Below are 16877 nucleotides of genomic sequence, written 5' to 3' on the forward strand. Positions count from 1 at the left end.
GGGTTAAAACAAGCCGAACAAGCAGGCGTCTATCTTGTCGATGATGCCCGCAAAGTCTTTTTTGTTGTGCTCATAGTCGAGGTTGTCTACGTCGACGACGAGCACTCTGGCTTTATATTTTCGATAAATGAAGTCTTCGTAAAGGGAGTTCAGGTTCTCAAGATACTCGAGAGGCATCTGTTGTTCGTAGTCGCGGCCGCGTCCTTGAATGTTTTTCACGAGGTGAGGCACACTCGCTTTCAGATAAATCATCAGGTCGGGGTAGCGCAGAATGTGGGTCATCGCGTCGAAGAGTCCCATGTAGACGTTGAAATCTCGCGCGGTCATGTTGCCCGTTTTGTGGTTATTGGCAGCGAACACGTACACACCTTCGTAGATGGAACGGTCTTGCACGATGGTTGTTTCGTCTTGATGGAGCTGCAACAAGTCCTTGAAGCGTTCTTTCAAGAAGAACACTTCCATGTTGAACGACCACCTTGGGATATCTTTATAGTAGTCTTCAAGATACGGATTGTGGTCCACGGCCTCGTATTTCGGCGTCCAGCCATAGTGTTTGGCCAGCATTCTGGTGAGTGTGGTCTTTCCGCTTCCGATGTTTCCGGCTATTGCAATGTGCACGTTTGCTGTTGTTTTGTCTGCAAAGGTAAGGCTTTTTATCTATATGGACAACAAAACGGCAAAAAGAAACCTTGCCGTTTGTGGGGCAATAAACGGCAAGGTTACGATGTGTAGACGGCAAGGTTGTGCCGTCAAAACGATGTGATGATGAAACAAAGAGATTGTGAAAAGCGAAGTATCCTCTTTGTCTTATTTCAAGGCTTGGCTAATACTTGACGAACGGACGAACGAAGTTACCCGGCAGATTCTTTGTATAAGCACTCAAACGAATAAAACCACCGGTGCAACCACAGTTGACGGCAGACTGCTGGTTGTATTCTTGTATGGAGACTTCTCCAAAACTCGCCTTATCCAGTGTCTCTATGAAGGCATTATATTATGGTAATTTGAGCTTAATTTCATTATTATTGGGTATTGCACGAACTGCCATATCTTTATAATTTTGCCCGCTGTAACAATTTTTAATCTTCCAACTGTGAAGTTATCTTCATCTACAAACCCGACTGATGGTATTCTTGTTCTGTTCAGAAGAGCGTATAGGAAAGCATATCGGAGGGAGGGACACAAAGCGGGAAGAGCAAACAAAAAACATAATTAAAAAACAATAGGAATGAAATTCATAAGAACAAGCACCCTGTTGCTCTTTATTGCCTGCATAACAGCAGCCTGTAGCAATGATGACAAAAGTGATGTAGAGATGACAAACGGCGTAGCCCTCTCCGTTGTTGGTAATGCTTTCATGGCTGAAGACGACACAGAGGGAATCACCCTTCATGTGTTAATGGCCTTCGCACCCAGCAAGGATGAAACCATTGAAATCGTCATGACGGGCAATGAAGGCGATATTGTGCGCTTGGACCACAACACATTACACTTCAAAGCTGGACAAAAAGAGGCTACAGTGAAGATTCTATCCAATGCAAAGCATGTGCTTTCTGTTCCAAAAACACTAAGCATCAGAGTTGGGAACACGTCGAATCCTCGTATAAAAGCGGCAGATGAAGGGGTGAAAATCACCATTACACCTGATTCTGACATACCCACATTAACTTCACAGCAGCTGCAACTCATTGAAGGATATAAGCAGAAGTATGGCTTCGACCTGACCACTCTACTTGGCAAAGTGCCCGTTGAGGCAACAGTCTCATTCAATACAGCGGACAAAGAGAGCAACTTCAAAGGCCAATCACAGGCTATCTTCAAAGGCTTCAGCATTATCACACTTAGCGAGAAAGCCACAGAAGAGACACCTGTACTGAAGATGGTAGACAATCCGATGGGACTAACCTCATTTTTCTATGACGTCCTGAAACGTAAAACAGTAGAGGACCATGAGTTCTTCCTCAAGCAGCCATACGGCAATGCCATTGTCCAAGCCATCAAATACGATGCAGCCAAGGAACAGTTCAGCGTGACACTTGATGATATCAAGCTTGTCCCGTCCTCTGGTAAGATTGATTTTATCGTTGAGCGACCTAACGTTTACGATGATAAGATTCATGCACTGCCTTTTGTCTATTATTTCTCGGCTTGGGAAAGGGTGAAAAAACTACGTGATGAAGGAGCAACCGTCTACGTAAAAGAAAAGGGAAAAACCGTAGGATATCAAGTAACCGACGAGTTTCTCTTGGCAGGCGGCTCAATAGATCCCCTACGCTGGCTTGCCGTCAGCGATGTCAGTCGCGACACTTTCGAGAACTCACCTTCTGACTGGATAGAACCCAAGGGGAATTTCGACTTTACGAAGGGGACTATGACGTTTGTCTTCCCCTGGGACTTTGATACAGCCAATGGTTACGAACAGGTGCGTGTCACTTACACCATGCACAGAGGAAAATAAGCATCTTATTCTTATTATTCTGTCTCAATTCCCGATTTTCACAACTTATTTTGTATAAGAAGATTTCTATTATAAAATCATAAAACAACAAACAATGAAAAGAAAACTGTTCTTCCTTCTACTGTTCGGTTGGCTACTCACACCACTCGGTGTAAGAGCTGCTGGACCAGTGAAGTTCTTTTGTATAGAACTTCGTAATGGTTCAAAGGCCGAGTTTGCGCTTTCAACCCAACCCCAGATTTCTTTTTCGAATGGAAGTATGACGGCTACTACGACGGAGAAAACGATTACAGCAGCTCTGTCAGATGTAGTCAGCTACACTTTCAGTGAGAAAAGTATCAGTACGAGCATATCCATGCCAACCAAACAGCGTGCAGGAAAACCACAGGTAGACTACTCCACAGGACATATCCGCCTAAGCGGACTCACAGCAGAAACACCTGTCAGTATCGTGACTATGAACGGGCAACAGATTTTTAAAGGTCATTCATCGCCAGACGGTATGATGGATATTGACCTCTCGCTCTACCCTACAGGCATCTATATGATTTGTACACCAAACGGAAACGTCAAAGTGGCTGTAGGGAAATAACAATTTAATGAAAACCAATCAACAACAATAAAAAAACAGAAATGAAAAAATATCTACTCTCGTTCCTTCTCTCTTTTACATTCGGAACACTCTTTGCACAGACCTACCAGATGAAGGTGGTCAAAAAAGGTGGTGAAATCGTACAGATTCCTGCTGATGACATCGAAAGAATCTCTTTCGAAGCAAGTAATGCTCCACAGCCAGCCACACAGTACGTCACCCTCTTCGGTGTGAAATGGGCCACAGGAAACCTTCAATACGATAAAGGAACATGGAAGATTGCTGACCATCAGTGGGATTATTTCAAACCACGTTACGGACTCCACAGAAACGCTTCAGAAGCCTACAAATTTGAGATTGAACAGGCTGACGACCAGATTGACCATTTCAACTTTGGTGTTTGTGGCAGTAACGCACTCACCTATTCGAAAGATGTGTATGGTAACACAACAAAAACCGATATTGCCGGGAAGATGTATACAGACGACAAATTCCTGAATAAAACCACTGATTTTGAACAAGCTACCTTTGGTGATATCGCTTATTGGGCTACAAAGGGAAAGTATCGCCTGCCACGTTATGCAGAGATCAGCGACCTGGTGCAGAAAGGGAAATGGCAGTTCGGGTATGTCATCGTAGACGATAATAAACGAATCTATGGATATTTGGTGACTGAACCAGGAGAAGGAGAATTTGCAATGACCATCAGAGCCCCTAAAGAAATAACCCAAGACGACCTATCAAAGGGACTTTTCCTGCCTTGTGCTGGCTCACGATACGACGACACCAAAGCCGTAAAGTATGCTGGATATGGTGGCTATTACACCTCATCCATTCTGTTTGAAGACTCAAAAGACTATGCACGCAGCCTTAGCTTCGACAATGATGGCGTATACGACAACAACGGCGAGAACTGTCGCAATGGAAATTCTATCCGGCCTGTGGTAGTAGAATAAGTTTCCCTATAAGAATTACGTCAGTTCGGGATAAGAATATTCAGACGGAAACCTCGAAGAGGCGGCAGAACAAAGGCGGGGGCGCGATGTACGTAGCTCCCGCTGTCGTGACGGGAGCGGCAGGAACCTTGAAGAGGTGACGGAACGAGGCAAAAGTTATTTCCGTTGATCCGTCACCTCTTCGGAGTTTCCGCCGATACATCTTTTAACTTTTGACTCTTAGCGGAACTTCCGCTGATACATATCTTAACATTTAACTCTTAGCGGAATTTCCGCAGATACATTTCTTAACGTTTAGCTCTTAGCGGAACTTCCGCTGATACATTTCTTAACGTTTAACCTTGGGCGGAACTTCCGCCGACACGCATTTTGGCTTTTGACTTCCGGCGGGACTCCCGCTGATGTGTATCTTTCCCCTTGGCTTCCGGCGGAGGTCCCGCTACGTATTTTTTGTTTCTCGAAGTCTCGGCGGAGGCCCCGAGGCTCTTTTTGATTTTTCCCCCATTGGGATTTATCCCGAACTCGCGTAAGAATTAAAGGCTGAAATCCTATTTGGATTCCAGCCTTTTATTTTTATACTGACAATAGGTCACAATGGCTTCAATTCCAAAACTTCTCCACTTACATACGAACACATCAGTAGGATGTCGTCATATCCTCGGGCACACAGATATAAAAATCAGCAATGCCTTTATAATCATCCTCCAGATGTGAGATATCCTCTTGTCTGACCGCCCTCACTACCGTGTAAGTCGTTCCTGGTTTGTATTGTAACAGATAAGGAATAATTCCATCATGGTTGTCTGTATGGAAGTTACCATTGAAATGGATGAATTTTCCTTGCAGGTTCTGTGCTATTCGCCATGCCATTGTGGCATCTTTGATAGCCTGCGCCTCAGCAATCTGGCGTGGGTTTGCATTCTTATTCTTCCCCATTAACCCCATAAGGGCAAATCCCTGTTCCACACTCTCATTCGTCTGAAAGCGTATAGGGAGTGGTGCCATATAGGCTTTAGCCTCTGTTGAGAGCGAATCAAGATAGCTTAAGCCGTGTTCCTTCACAGCCGTAGCATAGCGACGAGGTATATTCGTAGCCACAACGGGGATATGATGCTCACGCGCATAGGAAATCAAGGCTGCATAATCCGTGCTATAATTAGGCCAAAGGCGTACTTCTTCCTCGAAGCGATCACCTGTTATCTGTCCCTGGAGATACTCATCTAAGATGAGCTGGTTGTCACTTTCAAACATCTCCATACCCATTTTCAGCTCCTTCCTATGAATCTTGTAGAGGCTATTGAGCAGTTTCTGTTCCAGCCAATGCGTTATTACACAGTTATGGATTTCGCCCACAAAGACTACATCAACCTTAGTAATCTCCTTTACCAATTGGTCGTAAGTAATAACCTTCCCCTTACTATCATACAAACGATAGGCTTCAGGCTGTGTCTGTGCCGTCCCTTGCATTGCCGTAAAGATGCTGACGAAACAAAAAAGTAATCGTAATTTCTTTATCATCTTCATTTCATTTGTGTTTTATAGACTACATATCTTTGGCTCCAAACAATCATCTCGTTTATCATCTCTTGTAATTTCTCAGATGTAATATCGTTCAGACACACTGCATAACGGTCGAAATCATACAGCGATTCTCCATTCTTAACGAGTGTCATCAATGCTGTCTTCCATTCGGCTGGAGCCTTATCGTTAAGTATCTTCTCCTTTGTGACAAGGAACGAACGCTTCATCTTGCCGAGTTCGGATATACTGATGGGTGATGCCTTTAGCTGGGCTATGATGTCCTTCAATAACCTCTCTACCCGCTGCTGATTTTCATCCTTCATCGAAACGGTAATCATGAAATGATATTTCTGCTGTGGAATACCATTATAATAGAGGTCTACATAAGGCGAATAAACAAGATTTTCCCTTTCTCGTAACACTTTCAACACACGATCTTGCAGTACGTCACGGATAAGTTTCATACAGAGAGAGTTTTGAAGCGAGGGCGTATAGTTACCTGCAAAGATATAATTGACCAGTGTCTGATGATCGTTTCCGCCCTCAAAGCCTTTCTTAACCATCTCTTTGCCAATGTGGAATGGAGTATTGTTCAGTGGTAATGGCGACGACTGTACATTCATCTGAGCAAACGTAGCGACAGCTTTTGGTAACACATCTGCTATCGGGAAGTTGCCTGTCAGAATAACCGTGAGGCGTGATGGGTCGGCAAACAAGCGTTTATAATAGGTTGTCAGCGTATCAATATCGAGAGTGCTCAACACAGACTTTGTAAGGTGTCTCCTGCTATTATCCACCGAATTACCTACCAGCGAGTCTATCGTACTTGCCATCAGACGGTCGGTATCATGTGCAAGCAGCTTATCAAGGATTGTTTCTTTGCCTAAGTTTTCTATCTCTGCTGTCACAGTCTCCTCAAAGTCCTTACGATTTATTTCAGGGGAACACATCTTCTGATACACTAAATTGAAGAGTTCCGTACTTTTGCCTGCAGGGGCTGAAGCCAGGAGCTGGTGCCAAAAAGCATCTACACCCACGGTCATCGAGAGTTCATCCTGTGTCATAACAGACAATAAAGTATCATTTTGAACCTTGGACAGACCACCCATATCCACATAACCGACAGCATCATGTAGCTTCAACTGCATTGGAAGCGAGAGATCAGCAGTGCCCCCCCGACCTATTACGACTAACGAGATTGTGGAGTCTTCGTCTATGGTTGGACGAAGAATGAGTCTTAATCCATTCTTCAACACCACCTCCTCAGTTCCTAAGTCAGCCCATTTCTGTCGGCTTTCAATACTGTCTGGGGTGAAAACTGCTGGTTGGGCTAAGCATAAAGGGACTATGATACGAGGTTCGCTCAACTGTTCCTTCATACGAAAGACGTAGGGAGTTAAAGGACGTTTCTCACCTATGCGCCATGCGTAATCAGCTCTTTCAGCTGTGAGACGAGCTGTCTCAGAACTGTTATTGACATAGGTATAAGCATACAATCGGTTACGGCTCAAATGTTTAAGCAGCCCTTTCATGACCTGTTGCAGCTGCTTCCCCGTTGTCATTGCTACTTGCTGTCGCACCCATTCCACCTCGTCGGGCTTCCAAAGCGTACGGTCACCGGCAGTGATATAATCTACTAAATCATCACAGATATTAGCGGAAAGATGTTGGGTGGTGTCAGGTATGAGATGAACTAAGCGTGTATCTATAAGCTGCTGCAGTTCGCCATGCGGCACTCCAAAGCGTAACAAACGGTGACACTCGGCAGACACAGCACTTAACTGATGTTCTAAATCAGCAGTAGATGTACCCCGAAACGACAATACGAAATGATCATTATCAGCTAAGTACCAGTCGTCTGACACGTTACATCTTATACTATCTGCTGCAAAACGCTCCGACAGACACTGTGCAAGCATACGCCTACGCTGCTCCTCAACGGCATCTTGTAATGTCCGCCTCACACAAGTGGTATGCGGAATGATAAGTTCCAACTTGTCTTCATACCGAACGCTATCCTCTATCTCCATCCAATTTGCTCCCTTGGCATAGCACATTGGGAACTTAGTCAGGGATTTACCAGTATTATCTGAAGGTATTGTACCTAATGTCCGAGACAGTTTCTCTATTACTTCCGTAACATTGACCTGTCCAACAATAAGCACAGTGGCATGCGATGGAATGTACCACCGCTTATAGAAAGCCTTCAGCCGATTGCCGTCAATGCTGTTTATGTCCTGCTCAGTACCAAGAGGAATCCGCTCAGCATAACGGTTATGCCCCATCTTGAGACTATAGAAATCATCATTCTGCTGATACCCGCGCAGTTCTTCTACGATGACACCCCGTTCCTTCTTCACCCGTTCGTTGTCAAAATCAATATCACAAAGCCAGTCGCGAAGGGCTAAGAAGGTTGTGTCAAGTACTTCCCGATGATCTGAATAATAAGGTAATGAAAGCCAATAGATCGTGCGATCGAACCCCGTAAAGGCATTAATATCACGTCCGAACTTCATGCCTTGACCTTCAAAATAATCAACAAGAGCACGTTTAGGAAAGTGTTTTGTACCGATGAAGGCACAGTGTTCCAGGAAATGTGCACTACCCCGCTGGTCGTCTTCCTCCTGTAACGAACCGACATTCATTACCATCCGCACCTCAACACTATGCCGTGGCAAAGCATTAGGCAATATGATGTAACGCAATCCGTTACTCAATCTCCCCTCAACAGAACCTTTCGGTAGAGAAATAAGACTACACCCGATTCGTGAAGATTGTGCCAAAGCATGTCCAGAAGACAGTAAACCGAACATGAAAGATAATAAAAGAGTATATTGGATGAATATGTTCTTCATCTTATCCATATTATTTAGGGACATAAAGAATAAACAACATACGCCTGTTCATAACCATCTCGAACTGTTATGGATTAATTAGAAGGCCATCCGGTGTTCTGTTCCACCTTGTTGAATCGATATTCGGACACCGGAATAGGGAATGTCCAACGATAATCATCAGGCGACACACTGGCAGCAACACCGTTTCCCCACTGAGATTGTCGCTTCAAAGCTGCCGAATGAGTACGCTTGAGGTCGAAGAAATTAACCCCCTCGCCTATAAATTCGCGTTGTTTGTCAACCAAAATAAGATCTAAAAGGGCTTGATTAGAAAGACCCGATGGGGCTTCTGCCACACCTATACAATGCCAATAATGATTGATCAAAGTGCGTGCAGCCTCTGTATCCCCCTTCCTGCAATAGGCTTCAGACACAATATAATAAGCCCCGGCATATCGCATTGTATTGATATAAGCCGTTGTCTGACTTAGTTTATTGCATCGATTGTACTTCCCAAGGAGTTCTCTGACGGAACCATTCATCATAAAAGGATAAGTGAATGAAGCCTTTCGCACATCAGACGAGCCAAGGCTCAACTGCGGATTAACCATGAAATAATCACCCTCCTGAACACTATATTGAATACCAGCATAGTAAGTTGAGATAATATTAAAAGCAAAGATACGTCCTGGATAGCTATTTACTGTCCACAAGCTATTAACTCCTTCCGCTGTAAAATAGGTATCATTACTCTTGGCCAAGACCTTATCTCCCGAATCAATAGCTCCTTGATAATCACCTGAATAGAGTGCTAAATCAGCTAAAAGATATTGTACAGCCTCTTGGGAGAGCCATCCATTACGAGAAGAAGTGTGGTTTACTTGTGCAGCATCGGTAAGCAACTCCTTGATCTTTACTACACACTCACGTATTGAAGAACGCTGCTTATCCTCTATTCCAAGTTGACTTTTCAAGATAATCCCAGGTGCGTCAGGATTCACATCGTATGCTGGGGCAAAGAGCCTAAGCAACAGGAGATAGCACAAGGCCTTTAAAGTCTTAGCCTCTGAAGCGATTGCAAGTTTCTCATTTTCTTCGTTTGCCGTCTCTGTCTTCACATCATTCATGCGTTCAAGTAATCCATCACACTGCGCAATCACATTGTAATAATTCTGCCAAAGACTTGGAGCAAGCTTACGGATTTCTTTGTCATTCCAGTTATAAAGATTCAAAGCATCAACGTCCTTTATGGAAAGAGAAGTAGGAACGAAGTCGTTTCCCAACAAAGAGAACTCATACTCCTGGTGAGGAAAGGAAGAATAAGCTGATGCCAGCAGCGATCGTGCATTGGAAACATTCGTTATTGCATCCGGATCAGAGAACTGATCTTGGGGCGGAATATTAAGACTGCAAGCGTATAATGATATCAGACACAACCCCACTGCAATGCTTTTGAATATTAATATACTTTGTTTCATATCGTATCTTTAATGCGTCTTAAGAGCAAACTTACTCTGTTTCATAACGTATTATCAGAATGTTAAATTGAGATTGAATGTGAATATCGGTTGCATTGTACCAGCAAGCGTACCACTCTCCGGGTCGGACTCCTTGTATTTGGTCCATGTAAAGAGGTTAGAACCTTGTAATCCGAAATTTGCATATTGTACGAATGGGATTGTCTTGTGGAGCCAATTAGACGGAATCCGATATCGCAGCGATACGCTTGAGAGTCTTATATAGTCACTACTGCCCACTGTCCGTGTGTTAGGATAGAGTGCGAGGTTCTCTTCTGCAATGCTTTGTGTGTAGAATGGAGTCCAGTATTCCTTATTTTCATCCCCCCGCTTAAACCACATCTTCCGTGTTTGTCCAGACACGGCATTGTAGATGGCTTTGTCACTATTGCGCACATACTGATAAGAGAAGCGTTGTTTTCCACCAAAGACATAGTAGAATGAGATGTCTACATCGAACTGTTTATAAGAGAAGCTGGCATAGAAGCTACCAGAATAAGGTGGCGTCTGATGCCCCAAGGCAACGAAATCGCTTCGCATGAGCGGCTCCGTACCCTGCTTCTCAACCCCTTCCGGAGTAAGAAAAACGGGATAACCTGTGAGTGGATTGATACCTAACGAGTGCAAACCATAGATCATATCGTATGCTTTTCCTACCTCATAATTTGGCACTATGGATTGTTCATCAAGGTAGAGCTTGTCCGTCCAATAGAGGCTTACCACCTTATTGTCATTATAGGCAATGTTCCCTCCTACAGACAGTCGGCAGTCAAACCCGTCTAAAATCTTAGCATTCAGCCCCACTTCTATGCCCCGGTTCTGTAACACACCTATATTGCGTTTAAGAGAAGAGAAACCCGAACTTGTGGCAATGGGCACATCCAAGAGTGCCTGTTCAGTGCGGCGGTTGTACCAGTTGACATCAAGCGTAATGCGTTTTAGAAATTCTATGGTCATGCCTAAGTCCGTGGACTTGTTCTGCTCGGCCCTCAAATCCTTGTTATAAAGCGATAATAACGATAATATCCGGCTGTTTTCATAAGATTGTTCACCAAACATGAAGGTCCCGACAGTATTAGACACCGTCACACCATTGAGGTTTGCCGTGACACCGTATGATGCCTTCATATTTAATTTTGATAGAATCTTATTGTCTTTCAGCCAAGAATAATTGGTTGGTGTCCAGCCTAAGCCTGCTGCCCAAGCCGAATTCCAACGCTTGTCTGACGGGAGAATTGACGAAGCATCAGCCTTATAAGTGAAGTAAGCATCATAAACGGTATTGTAAGTATAGCCTGCCACGACACCCATACCTATCTGTGCATTCTTGTCGCGAGGATTTCTCACAGATGGCTGACGTAATCCGTGCAATGAGTTGTTAATCGCAGAGGGAGCATCAACATTACCTACTCCATATCCAGTGATACCCACCGCATCATAGTCATAAAGATAATAATCGAAGTTTGCACCCAATGTAACATCGTGAACATCGGCGAACACGTGGTTGTAAGTAGTCCGGACATTGCTTGACAGATTGACCGTTGTACCCTTCGTACGGCTATAGATACCCCTTGCATTGATTGGAATACCGGTGTTTTGTTCGTTATACGATGATGCGGGAGTAAAGCTGTGGCTATCATCCTGGAGATAGTCTAAACCTGCAATGTATGCTAATGTCAAGTCCTTCCAGGGTGTTAACGTCAGGTTAACATCCACTCCGGCATTTTTATCAGAGGCATCGCTCTGATACTGCTTAGTGAGATCGCGATACGTTCTATTAGGGTAAGAGTAGAGTTCGCCTGTCTTTTGCTCGTAAGGATTGAGATTATAAACTAACGAAGTAGGGTCGAAAGATGAACCATTAGGCGACTTACTCTTAGCATACCCACCTAACACACCAATCATCAGGTAGCCTATCTTGCCCAGTTGCTGGTCCAACCCCATTCGGACACTAAAGCGTTGCTTGTTATTCCCTTCTATTCGCCCACCTTGATAAGTACAGTTTCCTGACAGATAATAGGTTGTATTTCCGTTTCCTCCCTTTATACTGACATTGTGCTTTTGGTAGAAATTATTATGAATGAGTTCTTTGAACCAATCTGTATGAATGTTCCTTAATGCAGACAAGTGCTTTTCTCCCTCTGCTATCAACTGTTCTTTATTCGGATCGGAAGCATGATAGCGTTCGTAATAATCCCTACTGAAACGATAGCCCGGTGTTGCTGGATTCTGTAACAGACGCTCTAATTCTAATTTCTCATCCGTATCCATGAGCCGGACACCACGTCTTCCACGCATCGTCAGGCCCATATCAATGCCGTATGTGAGTGTCATTTTTCCCTTATAACCGCGCTGTGAGCTTATCTCCAACACGCCGTTGGCAGCTTTTATACCATACAGAGCACCGGCAGCAGCATCCTTCAATACCTTTATACTTGCTATATCCTGCGGATTGAGATTATAGAATGATTCGGCTGAGATAATCTTTCCGTCGAGTACATAGAGTGGTTCGTTGCTCGTATTGCCACGTCGGAACGAGGAGTTTCCACGTATTCTGATTTGCGGTTTACTACCGATATCACCCGTATTTATAACGTTCAATCCCGGTATCATGCCTTGCAAAGCCAATCCCATGTCGATCATGGGTTTCTCACTAAGGCGTTTCATATCTATTGACTCAACTATTCCTGCTTTTGCACGGAGGTCAATGGCATTGATATTACTCCTCGCCTTTACTACGACCTCACTCAACCTGTTCTCTGCCGCCTGCATCTTTACGTCTATTCGCTCACGCCCGTCATAGTTCAATTTCTTTTGAGAAAACCCAATATAGGTAAAGGAAATCACCGAGCCTTTATCAAAGTCGCCATTTAATTGGTAACGACCTTTGATATCTGTAATAGTCGCAATCTGAGTTCCCTGAATCCGGACACTCACGCCTACAAGTGGATCATTATCGGTATCTGTCACATAACCATAGACCCTTCGTTCCTGAGCCTCAACTTCTTGAAAAGGAAGGAAGAGACCCAGCAATGTAAAAAGACACCACAATTGAAGGTTCTTCATGACGTAAAAGGTCTATCGTTTGCTTTCAACCCATTTGTTTGTTTGGGCTACTATCCAAGCCACGACAAGTGGCGTGCAAGCCGGAAGAATACCATCAGCACTATAGACAATCTCTACTCCTGTCTTCTTTACAAGATCACTCTGCACTTCTGTCATCTTATGACGGTCTGCCATACGCTTCACATCAGAAGTCAGATAGATACCTTGGACAATAATTCGCTTTTTCTTTTGGGACGCTTTGGTCAACAATGGCATCAGTTCATTGGCAAAATCATGTCCCATCTCGATAAGCGCATGGTCGACATAATTGATTTTCGTGTGCTCCTTTGTGTATTTATCAACATTCTTGAGAACTTCCGCCCAAAATCCATCACGCTCGGGGTCACCATGGGCAAGGAAGATTACAGCCTCGTTAGGAGCATCCTTCGAGAGGCTTTGCACACGGTTCAACATACTTTCCTCTAACAAATAACTATAATAAAACGTAGGACCGAGGATGATAGGTGCCTTGGTATGTACCAATTCCGTTTGCTCCTCTGCCAGCTCCTCCCGCACATAGGGATTATATTTATGTCCGAGAATATTCGGAAGATCTTCTTCAGTATGGCTCGATGGCGCCATGAAGACAGGAAGAGCAAAGATCGTATCTGCGCCCTCAGCTTCACAAGCTTTCACTACTGATGCCACAGAGGGTTCCGTATATTCCATGAGTGCGACCTTGACGATATCTATCCCCTTGAGCTTTTTCGTAGCCAACTGCTCTTTGACAAGTGGTTCGAGCGCTAAAACAGGTTTCCGCCAAGATTCCATAGGAGACCCATGGGCTACAATTATCAACGCAGTTTTAGCACTTAGAGTTGCAAAAGCGGTTAGCATCAAAGCTAACGCCAACATATTTTTTTTGTTCATTGTCTTACTTGAATTATTTTTTTTACCTTAAATCTTAGTTGAATATAATGAAGAAATATAAATAAAATATTTCGCAAAATTATAGTATTAAACAGAATAAGACAATACCTAAAAATAATGAAATATGTTTAAAGAGTCAACCAGCAAGTGCAACATTCCGAATAATACTTGTAAAACTCCAGCCTCGGTGTTGCGAAGTTCAATTTTTCCCTTGGTCTTCTGTTGATTTTAGCCTGAAGCCATCCAGTGCAACCTGCGTGTAATCGCTCGGCAAATTCGCTTCCGTTGTCTTGAGATGCTCTCGCATGCAGGGCATGAGCAGCCTCCATACGGTCTTGGCCGGCGGCATGGCCGCATACTTGCGCCTTTCCATGACGAGGAAGTTCGTGCTGCGCTCTACCCTATGTGAGTTCGATATGAGCCCCATGGAGAAAAAACAGGAAAAACTGCGTCTCTGAAGCATCAGATTAACGGAAAACAAAAAAGGAACACTCGTCGGACGGCTCGGTTGGAAGCTAAATAGAAAAAGAACTGTTATCCGAGGCCTCAAATGTAAAATTAATTAACAGAAAACACTGTCTGAGGTCTCGGACGTGAAATTAATTAACGGGAAATATTATCTGAGGTTTCAGATGTGAAATTAATTAACAAAAAGTGTTGTCCGAGACCTCAGATATGAAATTAATTAACAGAAAACACTATCCGAGGCCTCGGATGGAAGAAAAAGAAAGCTTAAACTGTTTTCCGAGGGCTCGGATGATAAAAAGGAACTATCGTCCGACGCCGTAGAACCATCGGGTGGGTTCTTTTACCCCGAGCTGGCATAGTCTGTTTCTCTTAATCATACTCCTCCTCTAATCGGGCTCTTTCCAGGTAGATTGTGTACCTTTGCTCACGGGTTAAGTGCTTGTACATATGACAATACAAAAGTAATTAATCCTTGGGAGACAGTGGTCTCCCTTTTTTATTTTTGTATTGCCGGCCGTTTTTTATTCCTCCGTGTAGGAGGCGGACAACCTTGTCGCTTCGCACCAAGAACGCCCGCTTCCAACACGGAGGTCTACTCTTACAATCACCCATTAAGAAATTGTGCTTCTATCTTGAATGTTTACTCTTTACTAACGAAAAAGTTTGCGAAACGTTTGCACATTCTAAAAATATATATTACCTTTGCATTCGCTTTTTGAATAAAAGTTTGTTATTAAAAACCATTGGAGAGATGGTAGAGTGGTCGATTACAACGGTCTTGAAAACCGTCGTGCTACAAGGCACCGGGGGTTCGAATCCCTCTCTCTCCGCTAATAGGCTTCAAAAGGACTTTACAAAGGTTGTCAATTTAGCCTTCAAAAATTAGCTAATCGTTGTAAAATCAAGGTTTTACAACGATTTTTCTTTGTATATACCTCTATCGCCTGACGGCATAACCCTATGTTTTGACAGTCATTATTCGGTCAAATTCTGCTACATAAACTGCTACACAAAAATTGTAGCAATAAAAAATGTAGCAGTGACGGGATTCTGAATACCATATTGACGGCATCAATTCTTTCTGTTTCAGTATGTTATATATTAACTTTGCAGCCGAGTGCTACACAAAAGAATGATGCATTATGAGAACAACTTTCAAGGTGTCCTTCTACCTACGCTCAAACTATGAGAACAAAGAAGGAAAGTCGCCTGTAATGCTCCGTGTATTCCTTAACGGAGAGATGGCAAATTTCGGATCTACGAAAATCTTCGTGGACAAGACAGTATGGAACAATGCCACAAGTCGGCTCAAAGGTCGGACGGCTGAAGCTTTATCCGCCAATGCCGCATTGGATTCTATTTCTGCTACACTGAATAACATCTATCACAAATTTGAGGATGACTCTTCCATGTCATTGGAGAAAATCCGATCTTATTTTGTGGGAAAAGACAGGGAGTATACAACTTTCCTCCCTGTATTCGACAGATTCAACGAAGACATCAGGCAACGCGTCGGACACACTATCAGCAAAGACAGCCTACAAAAGTACAGCGTTTTAAGAAGACATTTCTCAGAATTCCTTATTCATAAGTATGGAAGAAAGGATGTAGGACTGACAGAGTTCACACCATCCGTGGTACAGGATTTTGAGTTATATCTGAGTACAGTGGCAGGTTGCGCTTACAACACATCAGTCAAGAAGATGAAGGCACTCAAGACCGTAACTATCTATGCGCAAAAACGTGGTTATCTTCTTCACGACCCCTTCCTCAATCATCGTTTTCACTTGGAGCCTGTCAATCGAGGTTTTCTCACGGATGAGGAGATTATGAAGATAGCCAACAAGGAAATTGCTATTCAACGCTTGGAGTTAGTAAGGGATGTTTTCATCTTTTCATGTTTCACAGGTCTGGCATATATTGATGTTTCCAATCTCACACCAGACAATATCGTAACACTTGATGATAAGCAGTGGATTATGACCAAGAGACAGAAAACAAATGTGGAGACAAATGTTTTATTGCTTGACATTCCCAAGAGTATCATTGCCAAGTACAGTCATAAGACCTATCGGGACGGCAAACTATTTCCCATCCTAACGAATCAGAAAACCAACGCATATTTGAAAGAAATTGCCGACCTTTGCGGTGTCAAGAAGAATCTGACCTTTCATCTTGCCCGGCATACATTTGCGACCATGTCGCTCAGCAAGGGTGTTCCTATGGAAAGTGTGTCGAAGATGCTAGGACATACCAACATTAAAACGACACAAATTTATGCCCGTATAACCAATAAGAAGATAGAACACGATATGGAACAGTTGGCTGGCAAGTTAGACAAGTTCAATGTTGCTATGGGCATCAACTCAAAATAATGTACAACCCTAAACCAAGAAGATTATGACAACTAAGAAAGAACTATCCTACTTCCGTCTGAAGTTAGAGAACTACCTCAGTGAGCATTTCCCCGAAATGCTGAGTGACAAACCATTCATAACGGCAAGAGCCGACGAAGCTCTTACCACCTACTGCGATGCAGTGGCACAAGGCTTC

Annotated in this window: 12 protein-coding genes and 1 tRNA gene; 6 read left to right on the plus strand and 7 right to left on the minus strand. The window is 43.6% G+C overall.

Annotated features, from left to right (window positions below; genetic code table 11):
• Positions 1–3: 3 nt before the first annotated feature.
• On the minus strand, positions 4–618 hold the full coding sequence (locus H164_RS0106735) for a deoxynucleoside kinase (protein ID WP_019967921.1): 615 nt from the start codon (positions 616–618) through the stop codon (positions 4–6).
• A 610-nt stretch (positions 619–1228) separates the two neighbouring features.
• Between H164_RS0106735 and H164_RS0106745 the strand changes: the two genes are divergently transcribed.
• From H164_RS0106745 to H164_RS0106755, 3 genes are all read left to right on the plus strand, one after another.
• Positions 1229–2458, plus strand: a complete 1230-nt coding sequence (locus tag H164_RS0106745) for a DUF4929 family protein (protein ID WP_019967923.1) — start codon at positions 1229–1231, stop codon at positions 2456–2458.
• Positions 2459–2552: 94 nt separating this feature from the next.
• Positions 2553–3050, plus strand: coding sequence for a hypothetical protein (locus H164_RS0106750; RefSeq protein ID WP_019967924.1), 498 nt, complete (start codon positions 2553–2555; stop codon positions 3048–3050).
• Positions 3051–3091: 41 nt separating this feature from the next.
• Positions 3092–4006 carry a hypothetical protein gene (locus H164_RS0106755; protein ID WP_025830109.1) on the plus strand — a complete coding sequence of 305 codons (915 nt, stop codon included), beginning with the start codon at positions 3092–3094 and terminating at the stop codon, positions 4004–4006.
• Positions 4007–4642: 636 nt separating this feature from the next.
• Here the strand turns inward: H164_RS0106755 and H164_RS0106760 are convergent.
• The 6 genes from H164_RS0106760 to H164_RS15875 form a co-directional block, all read right to left on the minus strand.
• Positions 4643–5530 (minus strand): ChaN family lipoprotein, encoded by an 888-nt coding sequence (locus H164_RS0106760; protein ID WP_019967926.1) that lies wholly within the window; start codon positions 5528–5530, stop codon positions 4643–4645.
• Entirely contained in the window at positions 5527–8382 is a 2856-nt protein-coding gene (locus H164_RS0106765) for a M16 family metallopeptidase (protein ID WP_025830107.1), read from the minus strand. The genes H164_RS0106760 and H164_RS0106765 overlap by 4 nt, the downstream gene beginning before the upstream one ends.
• 74 nt (positions 8383–8456) lie before the next feature.
• Entirely contained in the window at positions 8457–9842 is a 1386-nt protein-coding gene (locus H164_RS0106770; protein WP_019967928.1) for a RagB/SusD family nutrient uptake outer membrane protein, read from the minus strand.
• Positions 9843–9896: 54 nt separating this feature from the next.
• Positions 9897–12947, minus strand: coding sequence for a SusC/RagA family TonB-linked outer membrane protein (locus H164_RS0106775; RefSeq protein WP_019967929.1), 3051 nt, complete (start codon positions 12945–12947; stop codon positions 9897–9899).
• Between the two features lie 12 nt (positions 12948–12959).
• A complete protein-coding gene (locus H164_RS0106780) occupies positions 12960–13856 on the minus strand; it encodes a sirohydrochlorin chelatase (RefSeq protein WP_019967930.1) in 897 nt (298 codons plus the stop codon).
• A gap of 199 nt (positions 13857–14055) precedes the next feature.
• Positions 14056–14229, minus strand: coding sequence for a hypothetical protein (locus H164_RS15875; protein WP_238315236.1), 174 nt, complete (start codon positions 14227–14229; stop codon positions 14056–14058).
• Between the two features lie 840 nt (positions 14230–15069).
• On the opposite strand from H164_RS15875, the gene H164_RS0106790 reads away from it, so the two are divergent.
• The 3 genes from H164_RS0106790 to H164_RS15110 form a co-directional block, all read left to right on the plus strand.
• Positions 15070–15154 (plus strand) — tRNA-Ser (locus H164_RS0106790).
• A 312-nt stretch (positions 15155–15466) separates the two neighbouring features.
• Positions 15467–16699 (plus strand): site-specific integrase, encoded by a 1233-nt coding sequence (locus H164_RS0106795; RefSeq protein WP_019967932.1) that lies wholly within the window; start codon positions 15467–15469, stop codon positions 16697–16699.
• A gap of 25 nt (positions 16700–16724) precedes the next feature.
• On the plus strand, positions 16725–16877 hold a 153-nt coding region (locus H164_RS15110), incomplete at its 3' end, for a DUF1896 family protein (RefSeq protein WP_154652117.1).

Source organism: Segatella maculosa DSM 19339 = JCM 15638 (genome assembly GCF_000382385.1).
GTDB lineage: Bacteria > Bacteroidota > Bacteroidia > Bacteroidales > Bacteroidaceae > Prevotella > Prevotella maculosa.

Excerpts from the sequence above, each read along its gene's own strand:
- H164_RS0106770 (WP_019967928.1), bottom strand. The coding sequence starts at position 9,842 with ATGAAACAAAGTATATTAATATTCAAAAGCATTGCAGTGGGGTTGTGT.
- H164_RS0106775 (WP_019967929.1), bottom strand. The coding sequence starts at position 12,947 with ATGAAGAACCTTCAATTGTGGTGTCTTTTTACATTGCTGGGTCTCTTC.
- H164_RS0106745 (WP_019967923.1), top strand. The coding sequence starts at position 1,229 with ATGAAATTCATAAGAACAAGCACCCTGTTGCTCTTTATTGCCTGCATA.
- H164_RS0106795 (WP_019967932.1), top strand. The coding sequence starts at position 15,467 with ATGAGAACAACTTTCAAGGTGTCCTTCTACCTACGCTCAAACTATGAG.
- H164_RS0106750 (WP_019967924.1), top strand. The coding sequence starts at position 2,553 with ATGAAAAGAAAACTGTTCTTCCTTCTACTGTTCGGTTGGCTACTCACA.
- H164_RS0106755 (WP_025830109.1), top strand. The coding sequence starts at position 3,092 with ATGAAAAAATATCTACTCTCGTTCCTTCTCTCTTTTACATTCGGAACA.
- H164_RS0106760 (WP_019967926.1), bottom strand. The coding sequence starts at position 5,530 with ATGAAGATGATAAAGAAATTACGATTACTTTTTTGTTTCGTCAGCATC.
- H164_RS0106765 (WP_025830107.1), bottom strand. The coding sequence starts at position 8,382 with ATGAAGAACATATTCATCCAATATACTCTTTTATTATCTTTCATGTTC.
- H164_RS15875 (WP_238315236.1), bottom strand. The coding sequence starts at position 14,229 with ATGGAAAGGCGCAAGTATGCGGCCATGCCGCCGGCCAAGACCGTATGG.
- H164_RS0106780 (WP_019967930.1), bottom strand. The coding sequence starts at position 13,856 with ATGAACAAAAAAAATATGTTGGCGTTAGCTTTGATGCTAACCGCTTTT.